We start from the raw sequence: 19,134 nt of genomic DNA on the forward strand, positions 1-19,134 counted from the left end.
GTCAGCGCTCCTCCAGCGGTTCGTCGGCTGCCGACAGCGGGCGCGCCGGGGTGTGGCTGCCGTGGTCCAGCGACGGCCCTTCGGCGTAGGGCTGCGGTCCGTGGCGCAGGATCTTCACCAGGTACCAGATGCCCCAGCCGAACACGAAGGCATAGCCAACCACGTAGACACCCAGCGACAGCGCGGTCATCCACGCGCTCTGCGGGCCGACCGCATCGGCGGTGCGCAGCAGGCCATACACCACCCATGGCTGGCGCCCCATCTCGGTGACGAACCACCCCGACAGCAGCGCGATGAAGCCGCTGGGCAGCATCCAGTTCCAGCCGCGCAACAGCCATGGCGAATCGAGCAGCTTGTTGCGCCACAGCTGGAAGGCCGACACCCAGGCCAGCAGCAGCATCAGCGTGCCCAGCCCGACCATGATGCGGAAGGCAAAGAACACCGGCGTCACCGGCGGCCGCTCGCTGGCCGGTACCGCGGTCAGCGGGTCGAAGGTGCCGTCCAGGCTGTGGGTCAGGATCACGCTGCCCAGCTTCGGGATGGCCACTTCGAAATCGTTGCGCTCCTCCTTCTCGTTGGGCAGCGCGAACACCACCAGCGGTACACCCTCGCCTTCCCGGGTCTCATGCCAATGCGCTTCCACCGCCGCGATCTTCATCGGCTGGTGCTTGAGCGTGTTCAGGCCATGCATGTCGCCGACGAAGATCTGCACCGGCACGGTCAGCGCGGCGAATGCCACAGCGGCGATCAGCATGCGCCGGCCCGCTTCCAGGTGCGTGCCCCTGCGCAGGTACCACGCACCCACGCCACCAATCACGAAACAGGTGGTGATGAACGAACCCAGCGCCATGTGCGCGAGGCGGTAGGGGAACGAGGGATTGAACACCACCTGCCACCAGTCCACCGGATGCACGATGCCGTTGACCATCTCGTAGCCGGCCGGCGTGTGCAGCCAGCTGTTGGACGACAGGATCCAGAACGTGGAGAACAGCGTGCCCAGCGCAACCATGCAGGTGGACAGGAAATGCAGGCGCGGCGAGACCCGGCCCCAGCCGAACATCATCACGCCGAGGAAGCTGGCTTCCAGGAAGAACGCGGTCAGCACCTCGTAGGTCAGCAGCGGGCCGATGACCGTGCCGGCCACCTCGCTCAGCCGCGGCCAGTTGGTACCGAACTGGAAGGCCATGACGATGCCGCTGACCACGCCCATGCCGAACGACACCGCGAAGATCTTCTGCCAGAAGAAGTACAGCTCGCGCCACACGGGCAGCCTCGTGCGCAGCCAGCGCCACTCGATAAAGGCCAGCCAGCTGGCCGTACCGATGGTGAAGGCGGGGAACAGCACGTGGAAACTGATGACGAATCCGAACTGGATCCGGGACAACAACAACGCGTCCAAGGGACGCCTCCTGCCTGCGACCGGTGGGATACCGGACCACTTTAGGAGGATTTCGTTAAGACGGGATGCGACCGGGTGACGCGCTGCTTCACTTTGTCGCAGGGGTCAACCGTTCTGGTAGCTGCCAACCCTGGTTGGCACACACGCCCAAACGCCGCCCCAGGTCGGCATCTACCCACCGCGATTGGAGCGGCCCCTTGGCGGGTGCCTCAGTGCCAGAAATACCAGGCCGCCGCAGCCAGCAGGGCGCCAAACAACAGCACCTGCACCACCACATAACCCACGCCATCGTCGCGCGACTCAGCGGCAATGCGCTTCTGCAGCGCCTCGCTCACATCCGGCGTGTCTTCCTGCTGCGCCTGCTCACGCAACGCCTGTGCCAGCGCGCGCGCTTCCGCATCGCGAGGGTCGGTCGGTGGGTTCACAGCAGCTCTCCGGCGGTGGCATGCCGCGTCAGTTCCTGCTTCAGGATCTGGCGCGCGCGGTGCAGGTGGCTCTTGATGGTACCGCGCGCCAGCCCGGTCACCTGTTCGATCTCGGCCAGATCGAAATCCTCCAGGTAATGCAGGCCGACGATCAGGCGCTGCGGCGGACTCAGCCGTTCCAGTGCCGCGCTGAGCTGGCGCCCGGCCTGTAGCGCCTCGCTCAACTCGGCGGGCCCGGGGCCTTCATCGCCGATGCCCAGTTCCTCCGGCGCCTCCACCGCCACCATCCACTGCGCCTCCAGTCGCCGCCGGCGCAGGTGCTGCAACGCCGTGGTGTAGGCCACCCTTGAGACCCAGGTGCGCAGCGAGGATTCAAAGCGGAACCGGTGCAGCTGGCGGAATACCGCCAGGAAGGTTTCCTGCAGCAGGTCGGCCACCTGGTCACGGTCGCCGACCATCCGCCCGATCAGATGCGCGCAGGTACGTTGATGGGCCTGCACCAGCTGCGCGAACGCCGGTTGCGAGCCGTCGATGATGGCGATGACCAGGGCGCGGTCGTCGCCCGCGTCCAGCGAGGGCTCAACGCGGACATCGCGGCGGCGTCCCCGCCATGCAGCCAATGCTCCGCCCAGCAGGCTCATGCGCGGGGCGCCCCCTGTGCCCGTGGCATGCCTGCCTCAGCCCTTGCGCGCGGCAGGCCGGGTGAAGTGCCAGGCCAGCAGCTGGCCGAGGCCGGCACTGCCGACCAGCGCGGCAGCGGCACCAAAGGTCAGGTCGCGGGCCCCGATGGCTTCCAGCAGGGCCATGGCCAGGGCCAGGCAGACCAGGCTGATGCCCCAGCGCAACGCACCCTGGCGGCGGCGCTCTTCTTCCAGCACGGCCAGCGAGCGGATCACTTCCTCCGGTACGTGCGGGGCCACCAGCTTGCTGCGCGCGCGTGCATCGGCAATGGCATGGATCGCGTAGGCGATGCAGATGAATAGGGTGATCGGGATCAGTTCCTGCATGGTCGGGCTCCTGTTCGATGGATGATGCGGGTTCAGGAGAATGGATGCGCGACCACGGCAACCGGTTGCACTAGCTGTCCACCGACGTTTCGCTGGCGCCGGTCGTGTCCGCCGGGTCGGGGAAATAGGTCTCCACCTGGAAATCCAGCTGCAGGTCCGCCATCAGCCGCAGCAACTGCGGATCCAGCTCGAAACCCGCCCATGCCGTCTTTCCAAAGATGCCAACACGCAGGCCGATCCCGGCCCCCTCCTGCAGCAGTTCCCTGATCACGTCGGCGCGTGCCCGCAGGAGATCGATCAACGTCGGCCAGGCATCCATCAGCCAACCGTCCTTTCCCCTCTGCAGTACGAACACCACGCGGGTCGCCGCATGAACCCGGATCAAGGTACCGTCGCGATCCCGATATCCGGTCCCGACATCACGGGAAAACGCCGGTTCCAGATCCAGCCGGGCGGCAATTCCGGCGCCGGCCTCTGTCGGGTGCTGCACGCCCAGAGAGATCCTGTAGTCGTAGCAGTACATATCGGTTCCATCCGAACGGAATGACCATCATGCCGCACACGCCGTCGCAGCGACCCGGGTGGTGCCGTTTTGCCGATTCCGCTGCCATGACCTGTGGCCCCTGCCCCCGGCCCGGACGGCTGCTACCCTTGCCCGGTTTCCTCTTCTGGTGCCGTCCGCCCATGTCCCGAGTGCTGCCCCTGTCCCTCCTGCTGTCGGCCGTGCTGGCCGCACCGGCCGCGCATGCCGCGCCGACGCCGATCACCATCGAACAGGCCATGGCCGACCCGGACTGGATCGGTCCGCCGGTCGAGAAGGCCTGGTGGTCGTGGAACAGCCAGCAGGTGGAATACCAGCTCAAGCGCAACGGCAGCCCGGTGCGCGACACCTTCCGCCAGCCGGTGGCCGGCGGCGTGGCCGCGCAGGTGGCCGATGACCAGCGCGGTACCCTGGACGTCGCCGATCCGGTCTACGACCGCAGCCGCAGCCACAGCGCCTTCGTGCGCAATGGCGATGTGTTCGTGCGCGACCTGCGCAGTGGCGCGCTGACCCAGCTGACCCGCAGCAACGAGCGCGCGGGCAATGTGAACTTCGCGGCCGACAACGGCGTGATCTGGCGCGTCGGCCAGAACTGGTTCCACTGGACCGCCGCCAGCGGCGTGCAGCAGGTGGCCAGCCTGAAGGCCGAGAAGGACCCGCGCACGCCGCCGAAGGCCGACGTGCTCCGCGACCAGCAGCTGCGCACGCTGGAAACCCTGCGCCGCGACCGCGAGCAGCGCGAGGCACTGAAGGACCAGGACCAGCGCTGGCGCCAGGCGGATCCGACCCGCGCACCGGGCCCGGTCTACCTGGGCGCCGACGTCGAGATCGGTGACAGCGTGCTGTCGCCGGACCTGACCCACCTGATCGTGGTGACCAAGCCGAAGGACTTCGACGACGGCCGCACCAGCAAGATGCCGCTGTACGTGACCGAGTCGGGCTACGAGGAAACCGAGGACACCCGCACCCGCGTCGGCCGCAACGGCTTCGAGCCACACACCCTGTGGTACGTGGACGTGCGCACCGGCAAGGCCGAGAAAGTCTCGCTGTCCGGCCTGCCGGGCATCAGCACCGACCCGCTGGCCGAACTGCGCCGCAAGGCCGGCAAGGATGCACTGAAGGGCGAGCGCAGCGTGCAGGTGATGAGCGACTTCATGGGCGGCGGCATCCGCTGGAGCGCCGACGGCCAGCAGGCCGCGGTGATGCTGCGTGCCAACGACAACAAGGACCGCTGGATCATCAGCGTCAACGCCGCCGACGGCCGCGTTCAGAACCGCCACCGCCTGACCGACAACGCCTGGATCAACTGGGGCTTCAACGATTTCGGCTGGATGGCCGATGGCCGCACGCTGTGGCTGTTGTCCGAGGAATCGGGCTTCTCGCACCTGTACACCCAGGCCGGCACCGCCAAGCCGCAGGCGCTGACCAGCGGCAAGTGGGAAACCTCGGCACCGGTGCCGTCGGCCGATGGCAAGGGCTTCTACTTCCTGTGCAACCAGCAGGCGCCGCATGATTACGAAGTCTGCGCGGTCGACACCGGCAACCGCCAGGTGCGCGAGCTGACCAGCCTCAACGGGGTGGAAGACTTCTCGCTGTCGCCGGACGGCCAGCAGCTGCTGGTGCGTTACTCCGGCGCCTACCTGCCGCCGCAGTTGGCGGTGCTGCCCAGTGCCGGTGGCCAGGCGCGCGTGCTGACCGACACCCGCACCGCCGACTACAAGGCACGCCAGTGGATCCAGCCGAAGCTGGTGGCAGTGCCGTCCAAGCATGGTGCCGGCGTGGTCTGGGCCAAGTACTACGAACCGGAGAACAAGGAACCGGGCCGCAAGTACCCGATCGTGATGTTCGTGCACGGCGCCGGCTACCTGCAGAACGTGCACCAGCGCTACCCGGCCTATTTCCGCGAGCAGATGTTCCACAACCTGCTGGTGCAGAAGGGCTACATCGTGCTGGACATGGACTACCGCGGCAGCGAGGGCTACGGCCGCGACTGGCGCACGGCGATCTACCGCAACATGGGCCACCCGGAACTGGAAGACTACAAGGACGGCCTGGACTGGCTGGTCGACACCCAGCAGGGTGACCGCGACCACGCCGGCATCTACGGCGGTTCCTATGGCGGCTTCATGACCTTCATGGCGCTGTTCCGTGCGCCGGGCACCTTCAAGGCCGGCGCGGCGCTGCGCCCGGTGGTGGACTGGCACAACTACAACCACGGCTACACCAGCAACATCCTCAACACCCCGGACATCGACCCGGAGGCGTACCGCGTGTCCTCGCCGATCGAGTACGCGCAGAACCTGCAGGACAACCTGCTGATCGCCCACGGCATGATGGATGACAACGTGTTCTTCCAGGACTCGGTGAACCTCACCCAGCGCCTGATCGAACTGCACAAGGACAACTGGTCGATCGCCCCGTACCCGCTGGAACGCCACGGCTATGTGCGTGCCGATTCCTGGCTGGACCAGTACAAGCGCATCCTCAAGCTGTTCGAGCAGAACCTGAAGTGAGCAACGCCGCAGCCACGATCCGGATCGTGGCTGCGGTCATCCTGGATGACCGCGGCCGGGCGCTGGTGGTGCGCAAGCAGGGTGCGCGCCGCTTCATCCAACCCGGTGGCAAGCCCGAACCCGGCGAGGCGCCCCTGCAGGCGCTGGCCCGCGAGCTGGACGAGGAACTGGGCGTGCAGCTGCGCGCCGATGCCGCCATCGCGCTGGGCACGTTCGAGGACTGGGCGGTGAACGAGCCCGGCCACCGCGTGCAGGCACAGGCGTGGTGGGTGCAGGTGGACGGCACGCCGCAGGCGCGCGCCGAAATTGCCGAACTGGCCTGGGTGCCGCTGCAACCGCCGCATGGCCTGCCCTTGGCACCCTTGAGCGAACACCATATCCTGCCGGCCGTCGCCACCCGGGCGACGGCCCGCTGAGCAGGCGGGCGCCGACTGCAAGGACATCGGATGTCAATGTCGATCCCGTCGATCCCCTCGCCGCTTTCCCCGGCGTATCACGCCTGGGTGCGCCCGGTCGCACAGGCTTCGTTCTGGCTGTCACTGCTGCTGACGATCTACTTCGTGCTGCAGGGACTGGTGCTGTGGCCGCTGCAGAACCTCAGGCTGTGGCGCCTGGTGGAAAGCGAAGTGCAGCAACAGCAGCTGCACAGCCTGGTCTGGCTGCTGGCGCACCCGGTGGCCGCGTCAATGGTCGTCGCGCTGTTGTGCCTGGCCTCGACCGTGTCCAGCTGGGGCCTGCTGCGTGAACGTCGCTGGGGCCTGTGGAGCTTCGTGGTACTGCTGCTGCTGAGTGCCCTGACCAACTTCGCAGCCGCCTGGTGGCTGGACCTGTTCATGGGCGACTTCATTCCGCTGCTGGCCGATGACCCGGCCCTGCTGCAGGAGCTGCAGCTGAAACGCTGGCTGATCACGCTGACCGTGGTCGGCATGTCGTTCGTGCTTCTCGGCCTGCAGGGCTGGCTGGCCTGGCGACTGCTGCGCCCCGACGTGCGCGCGCGCTTCCACTGAGTTCTGCCGGGCGTGGGCCAGGGCCTCCGGCAGCACCCGGCGTTTGCCTTTGATCGTCAAGGAGATGACATGCTCTCACGCGCACCGTACCGCCACTGGCTGGCCTGGGCGTTGCTGCTGGCCACGCCGGTGGCCGCGGCACAGTCACCGCAATGCGGCCTGTTCGAGGCCGAGGAAGGCAGCAGCACGCTGCGTGTCAGCTCATCCAACCGCGGCGAGCAGAAGCACTTCGGCAGCGCACCGACGCCGGTCGCGTTCCAGCAGATCGACGGAAAGCTGCAGCTGGTGAACCTGGAGTACGGCCTGCCCAGCGTGCTGCAAGTGCGCGATCGGGGCCGCACGGTCGAGGTGGATGGCACGGTCTACACCCTGCAGGCCCCCGCACAATGCGCCGCAGCCGCCACCCCGGCTGAAGGCAGCTGCCTGGCCGATGCGGCGGCGTGCCTGGACAACCGTCGCGAAGCGACCCCGACCGTGCTGGCAGCGGCTTGCCGGGAGGGCGTGCCCGGCATGTGCCTGCAGTTGGCCGATCGCTGGCATGACGAGGCCAGGGCGCCGGCCACGCCGGATGAGGCGCAGCAACAGGCCATCCTCGATACCGCACTGGCCGGCATCGAACTGCCTGTGCCGTGCCGGAATGGCGGCTTCAGCAACGAGACACCGGCCTGTGCAGCGGCGCTGGAAGCGGATCCGGCGCTGCAGGAGCAGATCGTCAAGGCCGCGATGGGTGCGGCGATGGTCGAAGCGGTGAGCTCCGTGCTGTCACCCTCCACGCCGGTGGTGGTGCCGGCCGCGCAGCGCCAGCAGCTGTTGCAGTTGTGCCAGCAGGTCGGCCATGGCGGCTTCTGCAGCCGCGTGGCCGAGCTCTCGTGGGAATCCGGCGACCCCTTGCAGGCGGTGCAGGCACTGGCCACAGCGTGCGCGCCCGGCAAGGACAGCGCCGCCTGTGAGCGCCTGCCTGCGTTGCGGGCGCTGGGCGCCTCGTTGCGGCCGCAGCCGGCTACGGCGCTGCCCTGCGGTACCTTCCGCGCCGCAGGTGGCCTGATGGATACGCTGGACTTCGGCGATGCAGGACGGGTCGGCATCGGCTGGGACAGCCAGCTGCGTGCCCGTGTCGAAGAGGGCGACATCCGCATCCGCCACGACAAAGGCGGCGACTTCGTGCTGCGGCCGTTGCCCGGGGGCCAGCTGCTGGGCCTGGACACGTGGACACGCTTCCAGGTGTTCGTGCCGACCGGCGAGGGCGCGAGCACCTGCAGCCCGCCGAAACACTACACGGTGCTGCCGCTGCCGCAGGACTGCCCACTGGCGCTGGCCAACGAGGACGGCGCCGACGCCTGCTGTGCGCAGGGCAAGCTGCAGGGCTGCAACATACTCGGCAACCGGCTCGCGCTGTCCGGGCACTGGCTGCAGGCCGCAGAGCACTACACCACGGTCTGCCGCGCCGGCGTCCGCGAAGGGTGCGAGAACCTGGTCACCGCGCAGGGCAATGGGGCGGACGTGGATGCACGCGCCATCCTGGGGCAACTGTGCGAGGCCGACCGCAGCGGCCTGCATGTGGCCTGCGATGTGCTCGGAACCCAGAACTGGGAGCTGATCATGCTGGGCGGTGCCCTGCAGAAGGCGGTTGATGAAGCGGCCGTGGACGACGCTCCGGCGCCGCGCACTACCAACCGCAAGCGCTGAGCCTGCCAGGGCCTGTCCGCGGCGTTGGCCGGGCCCTGCGGTAAAGTACGCGCCATGAACGAATTCGAGCGCGTTCGCGCCTACCTCACCGAGCTGCAGGACCGCATCTGTGCGGCGATCGAGGCCGTCGATGGCCGGGCCCGCTTCCAGGAAGACCTGTGGCAGCGTGCCGAGGGCGGTGGCGGGCGTACCCGCGTGCTGCGCGACGGTGCGGTGTTCGAGCAGGCCGGCATCGGCTTCTCCGACGTGGCTGGCAGCCGCCTGCCACCGTCAGCCTCGGCCAACCGCCCGGAACTGGCGGGCGCCTCCTGGCGCGCCACCGGCGTGTCGCTGGTGTTCCACCCGCTCAACCCGTACGTGCCGACCACCCATGCCAACGTGCGCTTCTTCCAGGCGCAGCGCGACGGCGAAGTGGTGGCCAGCTGGTTCGGCGGCGGCTTCGACCTGACCCCGTTCTACCCGTTCGACGAGGACGTGCAGCATTGGCACCGGGTCGCACGCGACCTGTGCACGCCGTTCGGCGAAGAACGCTATGCCGCGCACAAGCGCTGGTGCGACGAATACTTCTTCCTGCGCCACCGCAATGAAACGCGCGGCGTCGGCGGCCTGTTTTTCGATGACCTGCACGGCGACTTCGAGCGCGATTTCGCTTATCTGCGTGCGGTCGGCGATGGCTTCCTCGATGCGTACCTGCCGATCGTGCAGCAGCGCAAGGATGCCCTCTACGGCGAGCGCGAACGCGAGTTCCAGCTGTACCGCCGCGGCCGCTACGTGGAATTCAACCTGGTCTACGACCGCGGTACCCTGTTCGGGCTGCAGAGCGGTGGCCGCAGCGAAAGCATCCTGATGAGCCTGCCACCGCGGGTGCGCTGGGAATACGGCTTCTCGCCCGAACCGGGCAGCCCCGAATCGCGCCTGGCCGACTATCTGGTGCCGCGCGACTGGCTCTGAGGGGTGCCGTCGCGCGGGGCGTGGGCTCGGCGCTGGTCAGCTGCCCTTCCGCGCGATGATGGTGATGTGCCCGGTGGTCTCCAGCAGGGCAATCTGCACGTCTTCAATCTGCAGCCCGCCCTGCTGGCGCAGCGCGGCATCGAAGTCGGCGCGGCTGATCAGCTCGCGGCGAAGTACCGCCTCGAACAGGCGACCATCGCGCGCGATTACGGTGGGTTCTCCTTCGATCAACCGCTCCATCCGCCGGTTCCGGGTGGTCAGCCAGCCCACCCCGTAGTTCAGCAGGATCAGTGTCGCCGCCAGCAGCAGGCCGCCGCCCAGCGAGGTGTCAGCGCCCAGCAGCGCGTTCTGCACCGCGTTGCCCAGCAGCACGATCAGCAGCACGTCGAAGGGCGTGATCTGCCCCAGGGCCCGCTTGCCGCCCAGCCGGACCATGCCCAGCACCACGACATACACCACCACCGCGCGCAGGATGAATTCCCACCACGGCATGGCCAGAGCGAACAGGTCGGGCATGGTCTTCCCCTGCGGAACGGTGGCCCAGCCTAGCACCTGGGGTCAGATCCCTTTGCCCGACGGGCAAAGGGATCTGACCCCATCCGAGGTTCCGTTGGCGCAAATAAAAAGCCCCGCTGACCAGGGGGAGGTCAACGGGGCCGGGGAACGGGCACTTGGGGAGGAGTCCCCGTTCCGAGATCTGCTCCAGGGGATGGGAGAGATCCACAACAGGCATTGCGCCTGTCGGGAGTTATAGAAGCACTCCGAACACTAACGGTTCGTGAAGGGGCCCCATTTAATGAAATTCAATCGGGGCAACATTCATGGTCGAGTCAGAAACCCCCGACTCATGAACACATTCACGTCGTTTTAGGCCTGAAATGCCGTCAGTGCGCTTCGTCCCAGTTGTTGCCGACGCCGGTATCGACCACCAGCGGCACTCGCAGTTTGGCCGCTTGCGACATGCGCTCCACCACCTGCAAACGCAGGTCTTCAACGAAACTGCTTTCGGTTTCGAAGACCAGTTCATCGTGTACCTGCAGGATCATCCGCGCTGGTGCCCCGCTGTCGCGCAGCCACTGGTCCACATCCACCATTGCACGCTTGATGATGTCGGCGGCGGTGCCCTGCATCGGCGCGTTGATCGCGGCGCGCTCGGCACCGGCACGCAGGCCCTGGTTGCGGGCGTGGATGTCGTTCAGGTACAGGCGGCGGCCGAACAGGGTTTCCACGTAGCCCTGGTCACGGGCCTGCTGGCGCATCCGCTCCATGAAGTCGCGCACGCCCGGATAGCGGCTGAAGTACAGCGCCACGTAGTCCTGTGCCTGGCCACGGTCGATGCCCAGATTGCGGGCCAGGCCGAAGGCGCTCATGCCGTACATCAGGCCGAAGTTGATCGCCTTGGCGGCGCGGCGCTCGTTCGGGGTCACCTCCTCCAGCGTGCGCCCGAACACCTCGGCGGCGGTGGCGCGGTGCACGTCGGCGCCCTGCTCGAAGGCGCGCACCAAGCCCGGATCCTCGGACAGGTGGGCCATGATCCGCAGCTCGATCTGCGAATAGTCGGCGGCCAGCAGCTGGAAGCCCTCCGGCGCCACGAACGCGCGGCGGATGCGGCGGCCGTCCTCGGTGCGGATCGGGATGTTCTGCAGGTTCGGGTCCGATGAGGACAGGCGGCCGGTGGCGGCACCGGACTGGTGGTAACTGGTATGCACCCGGCCGGTGTCCGGGTTGACCATCTCCGGCAGCTTGTCGGTGTAGGTGCTGCGCAGCTTGGCCAACCCGCGGTAGTCGAGGATCACCCGTGGCAGCTCGTGCTGGTCGGCAATTGCCTCCAGTGCCTCTTCATTGGTGCTGGGCTGGCCCTTCGGGGTCTTCACCACCGCCGGCAGCTTCAGCTCGTCGAACAGCACCGCCTGCAGCTGCTTGGGCGAATCCAGGTTGAAGCTGCGGCCGGCCAGCTCGGTGGCCTTCTGCTGCGCGGCCAGCATGCGCGAGGACAGGTCCTGGCTCTGGCGGCGCAGTTCGTCGGTGTCGATCCGCACGCCGTTGGCTTCAATGCTGGTCAGCACCGGCACCAGCGGCATCTCGATGTCGCGGTACACGCTGTCCAGCGCCGGCTCGGCCAGCAGCTGCGGCTGCAGCGCGCGATGGAGGCGCAGGGTAATGTCGGCGTCCTCGGCCGCATAGCGGCTGGCTTCGTCGATGCCCACCTGCGAGAACGGAATCTGCTTGGCGCCCTTGCCGGCCACGTCCTCGAACTTGAGGGTGGTGTAGCCCAGGTAACGCAGGGCCAGCGAATCCATGTCGTGGCGGGTGGCGGTGGAGTTGAGCACGAAGCTCTCGAGCATGGTGTCGTCGTGGTAGCCCTGCACCTCCACGCCGTGGCGGCGCAGCACATGCAGGTCGTACTTGCCATGCTGGCCCAGCTTCTTCTTCGCCGGGTCCTGCAGCACCGGGCGCAGCGCATCCAGCACCTGCTGCATCGGCAGCTGGGCCGGCGCGCCGGGGTAATCGTGGCCGACCGGAATGTAGGCCGCCCTGCCCGGCTCGACCGCCAGGCTGATGCCGACCAGGCGCGCGCGCATCGCATCCAGTGCGTCGGTCTCGGTGTCGAAGCTGATCAGCTCGGCCTGCTGCAGGCGTTCGATCCAGGCCTGCAGCTGCCCGCTGGTCAGCACGGTCTCGTATTCACCCGGCGCGGACAGTGCCGGATCCAGCGTGCCGGCGGCGGGCGCCTCGACGCTGCCACGCGCGAAGCCGGCCGCAGTGCCGCGCAGGCTCGGGGTTGCCTCGCTGGCCGCTGCCGGCGCCGGCACAGGTGCACCAAGTTCCTTCAGCGCTTGGGTGAAACCATAGCGCGTATACAGCTCGGTCAGCACCGGAACATCCTGCTCGCGCAGCGCCAGCGTGGTCGGGCTGGCCTCCAGTTCCACATCGGTGCGGATCGTCACCAATTCGCGGTTCAGCGGCAGGCGTTCCAGCGCAGCGCGCAGGTTCTCGCCGATCTTGCCCTTCATGGTCGGCGCGGCTGCCATCACCCCGTCCAGGTGCTGGTACTCGGCCAGCCACTTGGCAGCGGTCTTCGGCCCGCACTTCTCCACGCCCGGCACGTTGTCGACCGCGTCGCCCATCAGCGCCAGCAGGTCGATGATCTGATCGGCGCGCACGCCGAACTTGTCCATCACCGCCGCGTCGGAATCCATGCGGCTGCCGGTCATGGTGTTGACCAGTTCGATGCCCGGCCGCACCAGCTGGGCAAAGTCCTTGTCACCGGTGGAAATGGTCACCTTCAGGTCCTGCGCCAGGCCCTGCAGCGCAAGCGTGCCGATCACATCGTCGGCTTCCACGCCGGGGATGCGCAGGATGCTGATGCCCAGCGCTTCGACGATGCGGCACATCGGCTCGACCTGGCTGCGCAGTTCATCGGGCATCGGCGGGCGGTTGGCCTTGTACTGGTCGTACAGGTCATCACGGAAGGTCTTGCCGGGCGCATCGACCACGAACGCGACGTAGGCCGGGCGCTCCTTCAGCGTCGAACGCAGCATGTTGACCACGCCGAACAGCGCGCCGGTGGGTTCACCCTGTGCATTGGACAGGGGCGGCAGCGCGTGGAACGCGCGGTACAGGTAACTGGACCCGTCGATCAGGACTAATCTGCTCATGCGCCGATTCTACGCGCCCGTGCCTGCACCGCGGCGACACGGCGCGCACACCGCGATGGGGCATAATCAGGGCTCTTTCCAGGCAAAGGCCCCCGCCGATGAAGACCCTGATGCTGGCTTCCCTGCTCCTGCTCGCTGGCTGCGCCAGCATGGGTGGCGCGGGTGCTCCCCCGGTGGACGTCAAGGGCGCGGATGTGTCCAGGCGCACCATGGACAACGGTGACACCATCGAGGAATACCGTGTGTCCGGCCAGCTGCGCATGGTCAAGGTGACCCCGTCGCGCGGTGCCCCGTTCTACATGTATGACAAGAACGGCGACGGCCGCATGGACAACGACAAGGACGGTGTCTCGCCGGTCTACTGGAAGCTGTACAGCTGGTGAGGTGACCGGGGTTGTGACCGGGGTCGGATCCCTTTCCACAGGAAAGGGCTCTGACCCCCTCGAAGCCATCGGCACGGCCGCCGATCCCCCCACAAAAAAACAACGCCGGCACGCATCCTGCGCACCGGCGTCGGGTCCCTCCCCGGGAACGCTTGAATCTGCGGGTATGGATCAGCGGATGACCAGTACCGGCAGCGTGCTGCGTGCCAGCACCTCGGCAGTCTGGCTGCCCAGCAGCACGCGGGTCACGCCACGGCGGCCGTGCGAGGTCATCACGATCAGGTCGCTGTTGCGCTCGGCCGCCGTCTCGATGATGCCGTCGGCCGCGTAGCGGTCCAGCACGTGCACCGGGTTGGCGGTGATGCCCTGCTCGGCGGCCTTGGCCAGCGCCGGCTGCAGCACCTTCTGCGCGCCTTCCTCGCGGTCAGCCTTGTATTCCGGGCTGTTCATGTAGCCCACGCTCCAGCCCATGGCGTCGTACATGCCGACGGCCCACGGCTCGGAGACAGTCACGATATCGACCTCGGCGTTGAGGTCCTTGGCCAGCTCCAGGCCCTTGGCCAGGCCCTTGTCGGCCAGCTCGGACCCGTCGGTGGCAATCAGGATGCGCTTGTACATGGTGGGGCTCCGTGGCGGTCTGCCAGATGGGAACGCCACCATTGCACACCGGATGTGCAGGCCGCGCCTTGAGCAGGATCAATCCGGCGCCGTGGAGCGGCCCGTGCGCGCCACCCGCTTGCCCGCCCCCCTTCTGTAGAGCCGAGCCCATGCTCGGCTCCACAACAATGTCGCTCAGGCGATCTGCACCACGCGTGCGTTCTGGCACAGCGGATAACTGGACACGAATTCGGCAATCGCATCACGCATCGCCTCGAACGATTGGCCGTACATGTACAGCGCGGTCTCGCTCGGGCCCTGCCACCAGCTGCAGATCTCGCCAAGGCCATCAATGCGCTCGGACAGCTGCTCGAACACGTGGTTGGAATCGCACTGTTCGTAGACCTCGTCCGGCAGGTTCAGGCCATCCAGGTAGATGCCCAGGCCCTCGGTCACGCCGAAGCTGCGATCGGCTTCACCCGCGCCCTGGATCTTCGAGCCCTTCGGTGCACCCAGCTGCTCCAGCAGGTCGATCAGCTTGGGCACCCCGGCCACGTCGACCAGTGCCACTTCGATATCGCCGTATTCGACCTCGCCGTCGTCGGACATCGCGGTGCCGCCACCGGTGATCTCGCCGACATTGGCCGCCTGCAGCAGCGCATCGAGCGGGTCTTCGAACAGCTCGTGGCGATGCTCCGGCTGCAGCCGGGCGTTCAACTTCACGGTGACGTGGAGCGTGGGTTCGGTCATGGGAGCGGTCCTGGTAGAAGTGCCGCCTATTGTAGAGCCGAGCCCATGCTCGGCTGCTTTTCCCGCCAGAAGCAGCCGAGCATGGGCTCGGCTCTACAACAGCCCGTCAACGCAGGAACGGCGTCACCTTGTGCTTGAGCAGCTCGATCAGCACCGGGTCCATGTACTCGTAGTCGTCCGGAATATCCAGGCAGATCACTCGCTTGCCGTTCAACCACGCCTTGTAGCGGCTGGACAGCCGGTTGCGGTGGGCGCGCTCCATCACGAACACCAGGTCGGCCCACTGCAGCAGCTCGGGGCTGAGCACTTCCTCGGCATCGGCCAGCAACCCGGCCGAGGCGGTCTCGATACCCGGCCAATCGGCGAATACCTGCTCGGCCGTCGGGCTGCGCAGGCGGTTCTGACTGCAGAGGAAGAGCACGTTGCGGGTCATGAGCGCAGCCTAATCGGGGTCGGATCCCTTTTCCAACGGAAAGGGATCCGACCCCATACGTGTACCGCGTTGGGGTCAGCGCCCTCCCTGCGGGAGGGATCCGCCCCTCGACGGTGATCAGATCACCGTCAGGTTGGCGTAGGCCATCACCAGCCACTTGCTGCCGGCGTCGGCAAACTCGACCTGCACGCGGGCGTGGGCGCCGTTGCCTTCGTAGTCGGTCACCATGCCTTCGCCGAACTTGGGATGGGTGACCAGTGCGCCGAGCTTGATCGGTGGCAACTCGATGGAGGCATGGCCCATCACCCGGCTGCTGCCCAGCGAGGCCGGACGCGAGACCTGCACCTTCGGGCGCACTTCGTGCAGCAGCTCGCGCGGAATCTCGCGCAGGAAGCGCGATGGCAGGCTGTAGTTGTCCTGGCCGTGGATGCGGCGCGATTCGGCATAGCTCAGCACCAGTTTCTGGCGCGCGCGGGTAATGCCCACGTAGGCCAGCCGACGCTCTTCTTCCAGACGCCCACTTTCCTCCAGCGAACGTGCGCTGGGGAACAGGCCTTCCTCCAGGCCGGCCAGGAACACCAGCGGGAATTCCAGGCCCTTGGCCGAGTGCAGGGTCATCAGCTGCACGCCGTCCTCGCCCGCCTGCGCCTGGCCTTCGCCGGCCTCCAGCGCAGCGTAGGCCAGGAACGCGACCAGCTCGTCCATGTCCTCGCCCACTTCCTCGATGTCGTCGGCGCGGCGCACGAAGCGCGAAGCGACCGAGACCAGTTCGTCGAGGTTGTCGGTGCGCGATTCCGAATCCAGCGAATTGCGGCTTTCCTTGCTCCAGTGCTCGCGCAGCTGCGAGCGGGCCAGCACGTGGTCCACGCGCTCGGCCAGGGTCATGTGCACGGTCTGCGCCTGCAGCTCGTTGACCAGCCCCAGGAAGCCGGCCAGTGCATTGCGCGCGCGTGCGGCCAGCGCGTTGCCCTGGGTGACCAGCATCGTTGCTTCCCACAGCGAGATGCCCTGGGCGCGCGCCTCGCGGCGCACTTCGTCCAGCGTGCGGTCGCCGATGCCCCGGGTAGGCGTGTTGACCGCGCGCTCGAAGGCGGCGTCATCGTTGCGGTTGGACAGCAGGCGCAGGTAAGCCAGCGCGTCCTTGATTTCGGCACGTTCGAAGAAGCGCATGCCGCCGTACACGCGGTACGGCACCTGTTCGCTCAGCAGCGCCTCTTCAAGCGCGCGCGACTGTGCGTTGCTGCGGTAGAGCACGGCCACTTCGGTGTAGCTGCCACCGTCGCGCACCCACTGGCGGGCACGCTCGACGATGTAGCGCGCCTCGTCCATCTCGTTGTACGCCGCGTACAGGTCGATCGGTTCACCGTCGCCGCTGTCGGTCCACAGCTGCTTGCCGATGCGGTCCGGGTTGTGCGCGATCACCGCGTTGGCGGCGCCGAGGATGTTGGCGGTGGAGCGGTAGTTCTGCTCCAGGCGGATGGTCTGCGCACCCGGGAAGTCGCGCAGGAAGCCCTGCACGTTCTCGACCTTGGCGCCACGCCAGCCGTAGATGGCCTGGTCATCGTCGCCGACCACGAACACGTGGCCGGAATCGCCGGCCAGCACGCGCACGAAGGCGTACTGGATGGCGTTGGTGTCCTGGAACTCGTCCACCAGGATTTCGCGGAAGCGCGCGCGGTAATGCGCCAGCAGGGCCGGGTTGTCGCGCAGCAGTTCATGCGCGCGCAGCAGCAGCTCGGCGAAGTCGACCAGGCCGGCGCGGTCGCAGCGTGCCTGGTATTCGATGTAGGCCTGGCGCATGGTTTCCAGCCACGCGTCGTGCGGTTCGGGCTGGATGTGCTGCGGGCGGCGGCCCTCGTCCTTCTGCGCGTTGATCCACCACGCGATCTGCTTGGGCGGGTACTTGCCGTCGTCCAGCTCCAGCGCCTGCACCACGCGCTTGACCAGCCGCAGCTGGTCGTCCGAATCCATCACCTGGAAGCCTTCGGGCAGCTTCGCGTCCTGCCAGTGCAGGCGCAGCAGGCGGTTGGCCAGGCCGTGGAAGGTACCGATCCACATGCCACGGCTGCCATGGGGCAACTGTGCATCGATGCGGTGGCGCATCTCGCCGGCCGCCTTGTTGGTGAAGGTCACCGCGAAAATGCCGTGGGTCGGCACGCCGTCGACTTCATGCAGCCAGGCGATGCGGTGGGTGAGTACGCGGGTCTTGCCGGAACCGGCACCGGCCAGCACCAGGTGGTGGCCGGGGGGAGCGGAGACGGCTTCGCGCTGGGCCGGGTTCAGGCCATCAAGCAGGTGGGAGACATCCATGCCTCCATTTTACGGCATCGCCGTCGCGGCTCCTGCGACCACCTGGCTGGCCAGTGCCTGCGCCTGCTGGCGCAGTTCAGGCACCGCCAGGCTTTCCCACAGGCTGCCGATGCGCAGGCTGCCGAGCACGCCCAGCCGTGCCTGCGGCTGGCCACCGGCAGCACGCAGGCGGTCGCCCGGCACCGTGCTGTCCAGGCCCAGCCCATGCGGGCCGGGGCGTGCCAGGCCCTCGGCCTGCAGCTGCTGCAGCAACGGATTGCGCAGCGCACTGGCGCGGGTTTCCACGCCGGTGGCGTTGACCACGCCGCCGATCGTCCAGTGCTGTTCATTGCCGTTGGCTTCGCGACCCGACAGCCGCAGGGCATCGCCTTCGCGGCGGACGCGTTGCAGGCGGGACCGGTGAATGCGCAGTTGGCCGCTTTCGATCAGCGCCTGCAGCTGTGCGTCGACCTCTTCGGCGATGCGGTGGCGATGCACGTCCCAGTAGCGCACCACATGACGCAGGAAGCGGCGCTGGTCGGCCGCGTCGAGGCTGCACCACAGCGCCTGTCCATGCGGACGGATGCGGTCCATCACGCCCTGCCACGGCAGCCCGTCGGCCTGCGCCTGGCGAGCGAACCCGCGCAACGCGCGCAGGCGCTGGCGCAGGTTCATCTGCAGCAGCGTGGCTGGGTCGAACGTGGGCAGGCCGCCATGCGCATGCGGTAGCGGCAGCAGGCCATGGCGCGAGATCACGTGCAGCGGGCCGGTGTGGCCGGCGGCGACCAGCGCCAGCACGGTGTCGGCCATGCTCAGGCCGGAGCCGACGATAGCCACGGCCTGCTCACCGGCCAGGGTACGCACGCCGTCGTAGTCCCAGGCCTCGATCACATCATCGGCGGGCAGTGCCTCGGCACCGGCCACCGGCAGCGGCCGCATGCTGTTGCCGGTGGCGAGCACCGCCTGCACGGCGTGCAGCGCCTGGGCATCGCCAAGTGTCAGCCGGTAGCCATGGTCATCCGGCTGCAGGCCCAGCACCGGCTGCGCGATCACCTGCAGCTGCGCCGGGCTGGCCGCAGCGGCCTCCTGCAGGCGCTGCTGCAGGTACGCCGCAAAGTAGTGGCGGCATACGTAACGCTCGCCCAGCACCTCGCGCGCCTCGCCCGGGTAGGCGTTGGCGGCCATCAGGTAGTCGAGGAAATCGCCCGGCTGGTCGGCAAACGCACTCATCTTCGCCGCCGGCACGTTCAGCAGGTGCTCCGGCCACGGCGTGGCATAGGCGATGCCCTGGGCCAGCTGCGAAGCCGGTTCGAGAATGGCCAACGCCAGTGGCGCCTTGGCTTGGCGCAGTACCTGGATCGCCACCAGCACCCCGGCCGCACCACCACCGATGATTGCCAGGTCCAGTTCGCCATTACGCGGTGAATCAGTCATGCGCCGATTGTAGGCCATCGGCGATGACGGGCCGGGTTGCCGAAGCGGGCGATTGCCGCC

Annotated in this window: 18 protein-coding genes; 6 read left to right on the top strand and 12 right to left on the bottom strand. The window is 67.6% G+C overall.

Going from position 1 to position 19,134, the window contains the following annotated elements:
- Position 1 precedes the first annotated feature (1 nt).
- The 5 genes from PEM_RS17795 to PEM_RS17815 all read right to left on the bottom strand — a co-directional run bounded on the left by PEM_RS17795 (position 2) and on the right by PEM_RS17815 (position 3,354).
- Positions 2–1,399 (bottom strand): cytochrome ubiquinol oxidase subunit I, encoded by a 1,398-nt coding sequence (locus tag PEM_RS17795; protein WP_111128550.1) that lies wholly within the window; start codon positions 1,397–1,399, stop codon positions 2–4.
- 209 nt (positions 1,400–1,608) lie between these two features.
- On the bottom strand, positions 1,609–1,824 hold the full coding sequence (locus tag PEM_RS17800) for a hypothetical protein (protein ID WP_065196790.1): 216 nt from the start codon (positions 1,822–1,824) through the stop codon (positions 1,609–1,611).
- Positions 1,821–2,465 carry a sigma-70 family RNA polymerase sigma factor gene (locus tag PEM_RS17805; protein WP_065177832.1) on the bottom strand — a complete coding sequence of 215 codons (645 nt, stop codon included), beginning with the start codon at positions 2,463–2,465 and terminating at the stop codon, positions 1,821–1,823. Before PEM_RS17805 ends, PEM_RS17800 begins: the two co-directional genes overlap by 4 nt.
- A 36-nt stretch (positions 2,466–2,501) precedes the next feature.
- Positions 2,502–2,831 carry a hypothetical protein gene (locus PEM_RS17810; protein ID WP_005414880.1) on the bottom strand — a complete coding sequence of 110 codons (330 nt, stop codon included), beginning with the start codon at positions 2,829–2,831 and terminating at the stop codon, positions 2,502–2,504.
- 70 nt (positions 2,832–2,901) lie between these two features.
- Entirely contained in the window at positions 2,902–3,354 is a 453-nt protein-coding gene (locus PEM_RS17815) for a hypothetical protein (RefSeq protein ID WP_111128552.1), read from the bottom strand.
- Between the two features lie 161 nt (positions 3,355–3,515).
- Between PEM_RS17815 and PEM_RS17820 the strand changes: the two genes are divergently transcribed.
- The 5 genes from PEM_RS17820 to hemF all read left to right on the top strand — a co-directional run bounded on the left by PEM_RS17820 (position 3,516) and on the right by hemF (position 9,529).
- Positions 3,516–5,885, top strand: a complete 2,370-nt coding sequence (locus PEM_RS17820) for a S9 family peptidase (protein ID WP_111128553.1) — start codon at positions 3,516–3,518, stop codon at positions 5,883–5,885.
- Positions 5,882–6,301: an NUDIX domain-containing protein gene (locus tag PEM_RS17825; RefSeq protein WP_088496995.1), complete on the top strand. Its 420-nt coding sequence runs from the start codon at positions 5,882–5,884 to the stop codon at positions 6,299–6,301. The genes PEM_RS17820 and PEM_RS17825 overlap by 4 nt, the downstream gene beginning before the upstream one ends.
- A 30-nt stretch (positions 6,302–6,331) precedes the next feature.
- Entirely contained in the window at positions 6,332–6,892 is a 561-nt protein-coding gene (locus PEM_RS17830) for a hypothetical protein (protein WP_032954647.1), read from the top strand.
- A gap of 69 nt (positions 6,893–6,961) precedes the next feature.
- Positions 6,962–8,578, top strand: coding sequence for a hypothetical protein (locus PEM_RS17835; RefSeq protein ID WP_111128555.1), 1,617 nt, complete (start codon positions 6,962–6,964; stop codon positions 8,576–8,578).
- 54 nt (positions 8,579–8,632) lie between these two features.
- The gene (gene hemF / locus PEM_RS17840) at positions 8,633–9,529 is read left to right on the top strand and encodes an oxygen-dependent coproporphyrinogen oxidase (RefSeq protein WP_069138869.1); all 897 of its coding nucleotides are present in this window, start codon (positions 8,633–8,635) and stop codon (positions 9,527–9,529) included.
- Positions 9,530–9,565: 36 nt separating this feature from the next.
- On the opposite strand, the gene PEM_RS17845 is transcribed toward hemF, so the two are convergent.
- Positions 9,566–10,045, bottom strand: coding sequence for a YetF domain-containing protein (locus tag PEM_RS17845; protein ID WP_053498330.1), 480 nt, complete (start codon positions 10,043–10,045; stop codon positions 9,566–9,568).
- A gap of 368 nt (positions 10,046–10,413) precedes the next feature.
- Positions 10,414–13,188, bottom strand: coding sequence for a DNA polymerase I (gene polA, locus PEM_RS17855; RefSeq protein ID WP_111128556.1), 2,775 nt, complete (start codon positions 13,186–13,188; stop codon positions 10,414–10,416).
- A gap of 98 nt (positions 13,189–13,286) precedes the next feature.
- On the opposite strand from polA, the gene PEM_RS17860 reads away from it, so the two are divergent.
- Positions 13,287–13,571 (top strand): DUF2782 domain-containing protein, encoded by a 285-nt coding sequence (locus tag PEM_RS17860; protein ID WP_005420332.1) that lies wholly within the window; start codon positions 13,287–13,289, stop codon positions 13,569–13,571.
- 171 nt (positions 13,572–13,742) lie between these two features.
- On the opposite strand, the gene PEM_RS17865 is transcribed toward PEM_RS17860, so the two are convergent.
- The 5 genes from PEM_RS17865 to PEM_RS17885 all read right to left on the bottom strand — a co-directional run bounded on the left by PEM_RS17865 (position 13,743) and on the right by PEM_RS17885 (position 19,092).
- Positions 13,743–14,189: a universal stress protein gene (locus tag PEM_RS17865; RefSeq protein ID WP_005420335.1), complete on the bottom strand. Its 447-nt coding sequence runs from the start codon at positions 14,187–14,189 to the stop codon at positions 13,743–13,745.
- Between the two features lie 174 nt (positions 14,190–14,363).
- Positions 14,364–14,918 carry a hypothetical protein gene (locus PEM_RS17870; RefSeq protein WP_111128558.1) on the bottom strand — a complete coding sequence of 185 codons (555 nt, stop codon included), beginning with the start codon at positions 14,916–14,918 and terminating at the stop codon, positions 14,364–14,366.
- Between the two features lie 106 nt (positions 14,919–15,024).
- Positions 15,025–15,351, bottom strand: a complete 327-nt coding sequence (locus PEM_RS17875; protein WP_005420343.1) for a low molecular weight protein tyrosine phosphatase family protein — start codon at positions 15,349–15,351, stop codon at positions 15,025–15,027.
- 117 nt (positions 15,352–15,468) lie between these two features.
- Positions 15,469–17,661 carry a DNA helicase II gene (gene uvrD, locus PEM_RS17880; RefSeq protein WP_111128559.1) on the bottom strand — a complete coding sequence of 731 codons (2,193 nt, stop codon included), beginning with the start codon at positions 17,659–17,661 and terminating at the stop codon, positions 15,469–15,471.
- A gap of 9 nt (positions 17,662–17,670) precedes the next feature.
- The gene (locus PEM_RS17885; protein WP_111128561.1) at positions 17,671–19,092 is read right to left on the bottom strand and encodes an FAD/NAD(P)-binding protein; all 1,422 of its coding nucleotides are present in this window, start codon (positions 19,090–19,092) and stop codon (positions 17,671–17,673) included.
- Positions 19,093–19,134: the final 42 nt, after the last annotated feature.

It is taken from the genome of Stenotrophomonas sp. Pemsol, assembly GCF_003586545.1.
In the GTDB taxonomy this organism is placed as follows: Bacteria; Pseudomonadota; Gammaproteobacteria; order Xanthomonadales; family Xanthomonadaceae; genus Stenotrophomonas; species Stenotrophomonas sepilia.

Bases quoted from the DNA above. Each gene is read 5' to 3' on its own strand.
- PEM_RS17805 (WP_065177832.1), bottom strand. From the start codon at position 2,465: ATGAGCCTGCTGGGCGGAGCATTGGCTGCATGGCGGGGACGCCGCCGC.
- PEM_RS17810 (WP_005414880.1), bottom strand. From the start codon at position 2,831: ATGCAGGAACTGATCCCGATCACCCTATTCATCTGCATCGCCTACGCG.
- PEM_RS17815 (WP_111128552.1), bottom strand. From the start codon at position 3,354: ATGTACTGCTACGACTACAGGATCTCTCTGGGCGTGCAGCACCCGACA.
- PEM_RS17820 (WP_111128553.1), top strand. From the start codon at position 3,516: ATGTCCCGAGTGCTGCCCCTGTCCCTCCTGCTGTCGGCCGTGCTGGCC.
- PEM_RS17830 (WP_032954647.1), top strand. From the start codon at position 6,332: ATGTCAATGTCGATCCCGTCGATCCCCTCGCCGCTTTCCCCGGCGTAT.
- PEM_RS17835 (WP_111128555.1), top strand. From the start codon at position 6,962: ATGCTCTCACGCGCACCGTACCGCCACTGGCTGGCCTGGGCGTTGCTG.
- hemF (WP_069138869.1), top strand. From the start codon at position 8,633: ATGAACGAATTCGAGCGCGTTCGCGCCTACCTCACCGAGCTGCAGGAC.
- PEM_RS17845 (WP_053498330.1), bottom strand. From the start codon at position 10,045: ATGCCCGACCTGTTCGCTCTGGCCATGCCGTGGTGGGAATTCATCCTG.
- polA (WP_111128556.1), bottom strand. From the start codon at position 13,188: ATGAGCAGATTAGTCCTGATCGACGGGTCCAGTTACCTGTACCGCGCG.
- PEM_RS17860 (WP_005420332.1), top strand. From the start codon at position 13,287: ATGAAGACCCTGATGCTGGCTTCCCTGCTCCTGCTCGCTGGCTGCGCC.
- PEM_RS17865 (WP_005420335.1), bottom strand. From the start codon at position 14,189: ATGTACAAGCGCATCCTGATTGCCACCGACGGGTCCGAGCTGGCCGAC.
- PEM_RS17870 (WP_111128558.1), bottom strand. From the start codon at position 14,918: ATGACCGAACCCACGCTCCACGTCACCGTGAAGTTGAACGCCCGGCTG.
- PEM_RS17875 (WP_005420343.1), bottom strand. From the start codon at position 15,351: ATGACCCGCAACGTGCTCTTCCTCTGCAGTCAGAACCGCCTGCGCAGC.
- uvrD (WP_111128559.1), bottom strand. From the start codon at position 17,661: ATGGATGTCTCCCACCTGCTTGATGGCCTGAACCCGGCCCAGCGCGAA.
- PEM_RS17885 (WP_111128561.1), bottom strand. From the start codon at position 19,092: ATGGCCTACAATCGGCGCATGACTGATTCACCGCGTAATGGCGAACTG.